Annotated in this window: 6 protein-coding genes and 2 pseudogenes; 2 read left to right on the forward strand and 6 right to left on the reverse strand. The window is 66.4% G+C overall.

Going from position 1 to position 9485, the window contains the following annotated elements; translation table 11 throughout:
- Positions 1-13: 13 nt before the first annotated feature.
- Together ADT71_RS35200 and ADT71_RS25620 are read left to right on the forward strand one after the other, a co-directional pair.
- The gene (locus tag ADT71_RS35200; RefSeq protein WP_255351696.1) at positions 14-433 is read left to right on the forward strand and encodes an MFS transporter; all 420 of its coding nucleotides are present in this window, start codon (positions 14-16) and stop codon (positions 431-433) included.
- Between the two features lie 88 nt (positions 434-521).
- Positions 522-1592: a dihydrodipicolinate reductase gene (locus tag ADT71_RS25620; RefSeq protein ID WP_054441485.1), complete on the forward strand. Its 1071-nt coding sequence runs from the start codon at positions 522-524 to the stop codon at positions 1590-1592.
- A 39-nt stretch (positions 1593-1631) separates the two neighbouring features.
- Here the strand turns inward: ADT71_RS25620 and ADT71_RS25625 are convergent.
- The 6 genes and pseudogenes from ADT71_RS25625 to ADT71_RS35205 all read right to left on the reverse strand — a co-directional run bounded on the left by ADT71_RS25625 (position 1632) and on the right by ADT71_RS35205 (position 9436).
- Positions 1632-3049, reverse strand: a pseudogene (locus tag ADT71_RS25625) (efflux transporter outer membrane subunit).
- Positions 3046-6243, reverse strand: a pseudogene (locus ADT71_RS25630) (multidrug efflux RND transporter permease subunit). The pseudogenes ADT71_RS25625 and ADT71_RS25630 overlap by 4 nt, the downstream one beginning before the upstream one ends.
- Positions 6244-6250: 7 nt before the next feature.
- Positions 6251-7465, reverse strand: a complete 1215-nt coding sequence (locus ADT71_RS25635; RefSeq protein ID WP_243692603.1) for an efflux RND transporter periplasmic adaptor subunit — start codon at positions 7463-7465, stop codon at positions 6251-6253.
- A 168-nt stretch (positions 7466-7633) separates the two neighbouring features.
- Positions 7634-8656 carry a glycosyl hydrolase family 8 gene (locus tag ADT71_RS25640; protein WP_054441487.1) on the reverse strand — a complete coding sequence of 341 codons (1023 nt, stop codon included), beginning with the start codon at positions 8654-8656 and terminating at the stop codon, positions 7634-7636.
- 13 nt (positions 8657-8669) lie between these two features.
- Positions 8670-9137 carry a hypothetical protein gene (locus tag ADT71_RS25645; RefSeq protein ID WP_231636196.1) on the reverse strand — a complete coding sequence of 156 codons (468 nt, stop codon included), beginning with the start codon at positions 9135-9137 and terminating at the stop codon, positions 8670-8672.
- Positions 9134-9436, reverse strand: a complete 303-nt coding sequence (locus ADT71_RS35205; protein WP_255351698.1) for a cellulose synthase subunit BcsC-related outer membrane protein — start codon at positions 9434-9436, stop codon at positions 9134-9136. Before ADT71_RS35205 ends, ADT71_RS25645 begins: the two co-directional genes overlap by 4 nt.
- Positions 9437-9485: the final 49 nt, after the last annotated feature.

Raw genomic sequence — 9485 nt, forward strand, 5'->3', positions numbered from 1 at the left:
GGACATCTCGGAAGTGCCGCTTGGCCACGAGCCCGCCGTGGGCATGGCGCTGACCATGCGTTCCGGGCCGGTCGTGATCGAGGTCGAGTACGACGTCGATCCGGAGCGCGCGCGGGATTTCTACGCGGTCATGATGAAGATGCAGTCGATGCGCAAACGCAACGGCGGGTTCGACTGGTCGCTGGCGCGCGATATCGCGAATCCGGCGCTCTGGACCGAACGCTATCATTGCCCGACCTGGGGCGATTACCTGCGACTGCGCGACCGCTTCACCCAGGCCGATTCCGAAATCCAGGCCGAAGCGGATTCCTACCATCGCGCCCACGATGCCAGCCGTGTCCGCAGACGTCTTGAAAGGCCGTTCGGATCGGTGCGCTGGAAGGCGGATTCGCTGGACCCCCGACAGGATACGGTGAGCTGGATGGCGCCCTGAACGGGGAGCATGCCTTGTTCCCATCCGGGGATTGCGGAGCGGACGGGGCGCTGGCCTGCTCGCGGGACAAGACAACGGGAGAAGATCGATGGCGCAGGTCGGGGCCGGACAGGCCGGGGTGGAGCACGACAAGACCTGGCGGGTGATCCAGTGGGCGACGGGCAACGTGGGCAGCCGCGCGATGCGAACCGTGATCGAACATCCGCGGATGGAACTCGTCGGCCTCTGGGTCAGCTCTCCCGGCAAAGTCGGCAAGGATGCGGGCGAACTGTGCGGAATGCCGCCGACCGGCATCAGGGCGACGCATTCGCGCGACGAACTCGTGGCGCTGGATGCGGACTGCGTGCTCTACATGCAGCAGGGCACGGACTGGGACGATATCTGTGCGTTGCTGGCTTCGGGAAAGAACGTCGTCACCACGCGCGGAGACTTCCACAATCCCGCCCGGATGGACCCGGAACTGCGGGCGCGGGTTGAAGCGGCCTGCGGGGCGGGCAATGCCTCGATCTACAGCACCGGCTCCAGCCCCGGATTCGTGACGGAGGCGCTGGCCATTCCGCTGATGTCGCTCCAGCGTTCGCACGGGCTTCTTACGATCGACGAATATGCCGACGTGTCGAGCCGCAATTCACCGGAAATGCTGTTCCAGGTCATGGGTTTCGCCGCCCCGATGGCCCCCTTCGACCAGCGGCGGGCCGAACACCTCAAGGGCGATTTCGGCAGTTCGCTCTCGCAGATCGCCGATGCTGTCGGGTTGGAGGTCGACGAGATCGAGGCGGTCGGCGAACTCTCGCCCACGCGGCAGGACCTGACGATCGCGGCCGGGACCGTACCGGCGGGGACGGTGGGCGCCATGCGCACGACCATCACCTGCAAGAGCGGGGGGCGTCCGGTCATGCGGTTCCGGGCCAACTGGTACGTGACCACCGATATCGACGATGCGTGGGACTTGCGGGAATCCGGCTGGAGGATCACGACCGAGGGCGACACGCCGGTCAAGGTCGACATCACCTTCCCGGTCTCCGAAGAGGACTATGCGGCCTATACGCCGGGGCTGACCGCACACCGGCCGGTGAACGCCATCCCGGCGGTTTGCGCGGCCCCTGCGGGGATACGGACAACCGCGGACCTGCCGCAGATATTGCCGATCTACAGCTAGACGGAATCGACGGGCAGGGCGAACCCCTGCCTGCCGTTCCTATCGGTCCTGAACCGGCGTGGCCTGATCTCCGCCGAGCACGCGGTAGAGCGTGATCCGGTTGCTTGCGAACGCCAGTCGCACCGCGATTTCCTGCTGCCGTGCGGTATAGAGACTGCGCTGCGCATCGAGGTTATCGAGCGAACTGGCGATGCCCTGCCTGTAGGTGGCCTCGGTCAGTCGCGCGGTATCGGCGGCGGCTTCGGTGTAGCTGGAGGCCGCGCGTACACGCTCGGCCAGCGTGCCTTGATCGGCCAGCGCATCGGCCACTTCGCTGAACGCCGTCTGGATGGCCTTCTCGTAAGTTGCCAGGGCCGCGTCGCGCTGCGCCTTGGCGACTTCGACGTTGGCGGTCCGGCCGCCGGCGTTGAAGATCGACCAGGTGGCGGATGCCGTGCCGGTGGCGGCGAAGGCGCCCTTGTCGAACAGCGATGACAGGGCGTCGCTGGCGAAGCCGAGCAGGCCGGTCAGCGAGATCGAGGGGAACAGCTCGGCACGGGCCACGCCGATATCGGCATTGGCGGCGCGCAGCGAATATTCGGCTTCCACCACGTCGGGGCGGCGCAGGAGAACTTGCGAACTGGTGCCGGCGGGGAGGACCGCCAGCGACTGGTTCACTTCGCCGATGTTGCCGGGAAGCAGGCTCTCGTCGAAATCGGCGCCGACAAGCAGGCGGATCGCGTTCACGTCCTGCGCGAGGGCGGTCGTCTGCGAGGCGACATCGCCGCGCGCGGTTTCGAGCACCTGTTCCGCTTGCCGCAGGTCCGTGCGCGGGGCGACGCCGCCCTTGAGGCGGGCACCGGTGAGTGCGACGCCGCGCTCGGCATTGGCCGCAGTGGCCTGCGCGATCTGGAGCAGGTCACGGTCGGCGGCATAGTTGGCCCAGGCCTGTGCGAGGTCGGCGACAAGGCCAAGGCGGACGGTGCGGGCCGCGGCTTCGGTGGACAGGGCCGTGTCGCGCTGGGCCTGCGTGGCATTGGCGAGCTTGCCGAACAGGTCCAGCTCGAAGCTAGAAATGCCGCCTTGCAGGGAATAGTTCGAACCGTCGCCCGAGGAACCGCCGCCTGCCTCGGTGCGGGCTGCGGAACCCGACAGTCCGATCGCCGGGAACTGGTTGGCGCGGGTGACGCGAACCTGAGCACGGGCGGCGGCAACGTTCGCGGCGGCGACGCGCAAGTCGCGGTTGTTGATCAGTGCCTGTTCGACGAGCGACTGCAGGCGGCGGTCGCGGAAGATCTCCGAATAGGAAACCAGCGGCAGCGCGGCCTCGCTCTGCGAGAGATAGGCATCGCCCACAGGCCACGAAACCGGGACCGGCGGGGTTGGCGCCACGTATTTCGCGCCATCGAACAGGCGCCGAGGGCCATGGCGGGCAGGGCGCAAGCCGCCAGCTTCAGGGCGCGAAGTCGGCGGTTCATGCAGTGTCTCCCTTGCGTTCGCGGCGCTGCTGGAGGTGCTGGCGGACGGCGGCAATGCCGTCGCGCACGCCGCGGCGCACGAGGACGAAGAACAGCGGGATGAAGAAGATGGCAAGCAGCGTGGCGGTCAGCATCCCGCCGACCACGGCGGTGCCGATGGCGATGCGGCTGTTGGCGCCGGCACCGCTTGCGACGGCCAGCGGAACCACGCCGAAGATGAACGCGAAGCTCGTCATCAGGATCGGACGCAGGCGGATGCGCGCGGCTTCGAGCGCGGCTTCGATCACGCGCTTGCCCTGACGTTCGGCCTGTTCGGCGAATTCGATCATCAGGATGGCGTTCTTCGCGGCGAGGCCCATCGTCGTCAGCAGGCCGATCTGGAGATAGACGTCATTCTCAAGCCCGCGCAGCGTCACCGCGAGGATCGCGCCCAGCAGGCCGAGCGGAATGACGAGGATGACCGCGATCGGGATCGACCAGCTTTCGTAAAGCGCGGCAAGGCACAGGAACACCACCAGCAGCGAAAGCGCGTAGAGCAGCGGTGCCTGGCCCGAGGACAGCCGCTCCTGATAGGAGGAACCGGCCCAGGCCACGGCGGTGCCGGGCACCTGGCTGGCGAGTTCCTCCATCACGTCCATCGCGGTGCCGGAACTCACGCCTGCCGAGGGGCTGCCCGAGAATTCATAGGCCTGGAGACCGTTGAAGCGCGAGGACGTGCTGGGCGCGGTGGACCAGCTGATCGTCGAGAAAGCCGAGAAGGGCACCATCTGGCCGCTCGTGCCGCGCACGAACCAGTTGGAAAGATCCTCCGGGCGCGAGCGGAACTGGGCGTCGCCCTGAACGTAGACGCGCTTCACGCGGCCCTTGTCGATGAAGTCGTTGACGTAAGTGCCGCCCCACGCCGTCTGCAGCGTGGAGTTGGCATTGGCGGCGGTGAGGCCGTAAGTCGTGAGCGCGCGGGTGTTGGAGTTGATCTTCAGCGTTGCAACGTCGGGAAGATCGCTCAGGCGCACGTTCGTCAGGCGATCGTCGGCGGTGGCCTTGGCGAGAAGCTCGTCACGCGCCTTCTGGAATTCGGTGCGGCTCATGCCGCTGCGGTTCTGGAATTCCATGGTGAAGCCGGAGGACGACCCCAGCCCGCGGATCGCGCCCGGAACCAGCGTGAAGACCTGCGCGTCGCGCAAGTTGCGGAATGCGCCGTTGGCCCGCTGGACGATGGCATCGGCCGTGTTCTTGGAACCGGGCCGCTCCTCCCAGTCGACCAGCGTGACGAAGGCCTGGCCGGTGTTCTGCCCCGCCGCGCCCTGTCCGCCGCCCGAGAGCGTGAACATGCTGGCGACATTGGCCTTCTCATAAGTCTTGAAATAGTTCTCGACCTGTCGCTGGACTTCTTCCGTGCGCGTGCGCGGCGAGCCGGCGGGAAGGCGCCACTGCACCATGATCGTGCCCTGGTCCTCGTTAGGCAGGAAGCCGGTGGGCAGGCGCTGGAACAGCATGAAAGTGGCGACGCAGGCGATCAGGAACAGGGCAAGCCAGCGCCACTTGTGCTCGACGACGCGCTCCACCCGGTGCGCATAGGCATTGGTCATGCGCTCGAAGCCCCGGTTGAAGCCGGTGTGGAAGCGTTCCCACAGCCTTGCCAGCCAGGGCAGGTTACGCTCGATCCAGTTGGGGCCGGCTTCCTCGTGCGACTTCGCCTTGAGCAGCGTGGCGGTCAGGGCCGGGCTCAGGATCAGCGCAACGAGCACGGAAAGCACCATGGCAACCACGATCGTCAGCGAGAACTAGCGGTAGATCACGCCGGTCGATCCGCCGAAGAACGCCATGGGCAGGAAAACCGCCGACAGCACGAGGGCGATGGCGACCAGTGCGACCTGGATTTCCTCCATCGACTTGATGGTCGCCTCGCGCGGCGACATCCCCGGATTTTCCTCGAGCAGCCGCTCGACGTTCTCGACGACGACAATCGCGTCATCGACCAGAAGCCCGATCGCGAGCACGAGCCCGAACAGGGTCAGCGTGTTGATCGAGAATCCCGCGACATAGAACACCGCGAAGGTGCCGAGGAGGACGACCGGAACCGCGATCGCGGGGATCAGCGTGGCGCGCCAGCTTTGCAGGAACACGAACATCACGATGACGACGAGCACGATCGCTTCGAACAGCGCCTTCTCGACTTCGGCGACCGAGAGCTTGATGAACGAGGTGGAATCGTTGCCGTAAGTATAGCCGAGGCCGTCCGGCATGCCCTGCGCCAGCTCGCTCATGGCCGCCTTCACCAGTTCGGCGGTCGCCAGCGCGTCGGCGCCGGGCGAAAGCGAGATCGAGATGCCGGCGCCGGGGTGGCCGTTGATCCGGCTGATCGAGCTGTAGTTCTCGGCGCCGATTTCCACGCGGGCGACATCGCCGATGGTTACCGCCGAACCGTCGCTATTGGTCTTGAGCACGATGTTGCGGAACTGCTCGGCCGTCTGCAGGCGCGAACCGGCGGTGACGATGGCGTCGATTGCCTGGTCCTGCGGCGCGGGCAGGCCGCCGATCTCGCCGGCGGCGACTTCGGTGTTCTGCGCGGTGATCGCCGAAGTCACGTCGCTGGGCATGAGCCCGACGGCGGCGAGCTTGGTGGGATCGAGCCAGATGCGCATGGCGTGCGGCGCGCCGAACACGTTGACGTCGCCCACGCCTTCGATGCGCGAGAGCGGGTCCTGGATGTTCGAGGTGAGGTAGTCCGAAACGTCCTGGTTCGAACGGCCGTCGGTCTCGTCATAGACGGCAACGAGCAGGAGCTGGTCGGGGTTGGACTTGGTGACCGTGACGCCCTGGCTCTGCACCGCCTGCGGGAGGCGGGACAGCGCGGACTGCACCTTGTTCTGTACCTGGACCTGCGCAATGTCCGGGTCGGTGCCCTTGGCGAAGACGGCGCTGATCGTCGCCTGGCCGCGGTTGGAGGATTGCGAACTGAAGTAGAGCAGGCCGTCGATTCCGGTCAGTTGCTGCTCGATGATCTGGGTGACGCTGTTCTCGATCGTCTCGGCCGAGGCGCCGTTGTAGGTGGCGCGGATATTGACCTGCGTGGGCGCGATGTCCGGGTACTGCTCGTTCGGCAGGAAGGCCAGCGCGCCAAGACCCGCCAGCATGACGATGATGGCGAGAACCCAGGCGAAGATCGGCCGGTCGATGAAGATGCGTGACATGGGAGGCTCAGCGACCCTTGCCGGAAGACTGGCCTTCGCCGGCCTTGCCTGACGAGGGGACGACCTTCTGCGGGCTCGACGCCGCTACCGGCTGGATATCGGCACCCTGCTTCAGTCCGTTCAGGCCCTGGACGATGACCTTGTCGCCCTTCTGGAGGCCGGACGTCACGACGGTGTTCGTGCCTTGCGTGCGATCGGCGCTGACCTTGCGGCGTGCGGCCTTGTTGTCCGCGCCTACGACCATGACATAGGCCGAACCGTCGAAGTCCCGCTGGACAGCGTTCTGCGGCACCAGGTAGGCGCTCGGATCGGTCGCCTGGTCGAACACGGCCGAAACGAACATGCCCGGCAGCAGCAGACCGTCCGGGTTGGGGAAGCTGGCGCGCAGGGTTACGGTGCCGGTGTCCTGGTCCACGGTGACTTCGGAGAACTGGACGGTGCCCGCCGAGGCATATTGCGTGCCGTCGTCGAACTTCAGGTGAACCTGGGTGCTGCCGGGATTGACCCCGCCCGCGGCGAGCTTGCGGCGCAGGGCCGTGATGTCCGCGGCGGATTGCTGCATGTCCACGTAGATCGGGTCCATGCGCTGGATCACCGCCAGCGGATCGGTCTGGCTGGCGCTGGCAAGCGCGCCCACGGTCGAGAGCGAGCGGCCGATGCGGCCGCTGATCGGCGCGGGCACGGTGGTGAAGCGCAAGTTGATCCTCGCCGTATCGAGCGTGGCGGCGTTCTGCGCGATCGAGGCCCTGGCCGAGCGTGCGGTGGCGAGCGCGTCGATGTAGTCCTGCCGGGCAACCGCTTCCATGTCGGCAAGCGGCTTGTACCGGTTGGCCTTGGCCGAAGCGGCTTCGGCGGTGGCGCGGGCGCTGGAAAGGTCCGCCTGAGCCTGGTTCACGGCGGCGCGGTAGAGGCTCGGGTCGATCTGGTAGAGCGGCTGTCCCGCGCGCACCATGCTCCCCTCGGTAAAGAGGCGCTTTACGATGACCCCGGTGACCTGTGGGCGGACTTCGCTGGTTTCGAAAGCGACGGTGCGACCGCTGAGCGTGACGGCGAGCGGCACGGCGGAAGGCTGGGCCACGATATAGCCGACTTGCGCGGCTGGGCGCTTGTCATCCTTCTTCTCTCCGCCCGAACAGGCAGCGAGAAAGACAACGGATGCCAGAACCAGACCGGTCTGACGCAGCAGGGGGCCTGCCGCAAGGGAAGAACTCGTGATTTTCAAGTCGCGCACCGTCTGAAATCGCATCGGCGCTGCTATTCAGCCAATTGTTGCCGCCCGCAAGCCGGGTTTTCGCAAGTGCGACAATTTGCGACTAAAAACGAAGATTTGGGACGAAATCTGCCTGTCCTATACGTCAAACGCCCTCCACCGGAGAACGCCCGACATCTGTCAGTAGCGTGCCAGCATTTGCAGCGAGGCGGCGAAGTAGTCGTTCACGAGTTGCGAAGGCTGCGCCGTGCCGAGCAGGCGCCCGGCTACCGCTGCTCCGCCGGCCGAGAGCGCGTAGTTCGCCTCTTCCCCGGTGACCACGTCCACCCACGCCGGGATCGGCTTGTTCGCCGCCAGGCACGCGCGCCAGTATGCCGCGATATCGGGCACCAGCGCCTGCCTGCCGCCCAGCGCGGCATAGAGCGGCACGCGGATCGCGTCGTAACCGAAGCGCGGCGGCTTGTCCCGGGCGGGGGCGACCTGATCGGGCGCGCTGACCACGATCCAGTCGGACGGCAGGCGGTGGGTTCCGAAACGGGAGAGGCGGGTGATGGCCTCACTGTCGGTAATCACCGGCCCCCAGACGGACTGTCCATCGAGCTTGGCGAAAGCGTCGAGCGCGGGCCAGACGAAGTAGGACGGGTTAAGCGTCACTTCGGTGCCGTTCACGAAACCTTGCAGGCCCGGCAGGAGCAGGCGGCGGTTGTGGCGCTCGATCACGCAGCGGCTGCGGATGGCGGCGCGAATCTGCGCGGCGCGCGCGCTGTAGTCGCCGCGGTTCCAGCGCTGTCCGGCCATGCCGAGCGCCCAGGCGATCACGAGGTCGCCATCGGTGGCGTTGTTCTGGTCCGCCACGGGGTTGGGCGAATTGGGATCGTAGCGCCAGGCATGGAGCGCCACGTCGGTGCGCGAGAGGTAGGACTGGGTCCAGCTCGCGATCTTCTCGAAGGCTTCGGCGTCGCCGGCCTTGTAGGCGAGCAGGAGGCCGTAGCTCTGGCCTTCGCTGTGGCTGACGCCGTTGTTGCCGGTATCCACGATCCGGCCTTCCGGCCTCATGTACATGTCGCGATAGCTGCGCCAGTTCGCATCGTGGGCTGGAGAGCGGCTTTGCGCATCGGTGTTGCAGGCAGCCGTCATCGCCAGCATGAGCCCCAGAGTGAAGTTGCGGCGGTCGATCGCGTGGCCGGAGCCGAGAATGCTCATGACGTGCGGTTCCCTACCGTTCAGCGGCCGTGCCGGAGTTCGACGACGTCACCCTGCCAGCGGGCCGTCGTGTGCAGGGCGGGGCCGCTGCCCAGGACCCGGAACCATCCGTCGTAGGCGCTTCGAGCAGTCCGAGCATCATCGTGCCCCAATGGCCTTGCGGATCGGGGGTGATCGATTTGGGCAGGTTGCGATGATGGACCACGATCGCATCGTCCCCCACGGCGAGTTCGACCTCGCCCCAGCCGAGATCCTGCCAGAAGCCGTTGATGCGGGCGCAGAGCACGGCTGCGTCGCTGACGCCTTCGAGCGGTTCGAGCACGGCCATGCGCCTGCCGATCGCGGCGAAGAACCCGCGTGCCTGAGCGGTGGGCGCGCCTTCGCACACTTCGGCCGCAGCCATCGCGGCGAACAGCGCGAGGCCGCCGGCGCCGATCTGTTCGCCCTCCTGCTTGGGCGAGGGAAATGCCTGCAATTTCATCGGCCGGTGCTCCCGAAATTCTGTCTCACGCCCAATAAGCTCCGGAACTCGTCATAAGATCCGAAGGTATTGTAACTCGCCTCGCCGCCGATGCGGGTCGTCGGACTGATCTTGTAGTACAGCGAAACATCGCTCGACAGCGCGAAGCCGGTCTTGCTGATGCTGTCATAATACGAACGCACGTCGTTGTTTTCGGCCTTGAGCGCGTCAAGCTGGGCCTGAAGCGTGGGATCGAGCGGGTAGAGCGCCGTCTGATCCTGGCTGTAGCTCTGGAAACCGGGCGTGAACGAGGCGCGCAGTCGATCCGGTCGTCTTCCATGGTGTAGTTCACCGGGAAGCCGACGCTGA

This window comes from Novosphingobium sp. ST904 (assembly GCF_001298105.1).
Lineage (GTDB): Bacteria > Pseudomonadota > Alphaproteobacteria > Sphingomonadales > Sphingomonadaceae > Novosphingobium.

Coding starts and splice junctions, on each gene's coding strand:
- ADT71_RS25620 (WP_054441485.1), top strand. CDS start 522: ATGGCGCAGGTCGGGGCCGGACAGGCCGGGGTGGAGCACGACAAGACC.
- ADT71_RS25645 (WP_231636196.1), bottom strand. CDS start 9,137: ATGAAATTGCAGGCATTTCCCTCGCCCAAGCAGGAGGGCGAACAGATC.
- ADT71_RS25640 (WP_054441487.1), bottom strand. CDS start 8,656: ATGAGCATTCTCGGCTCCGGCCACGCGATCGACCGCCGCAACTTCACT.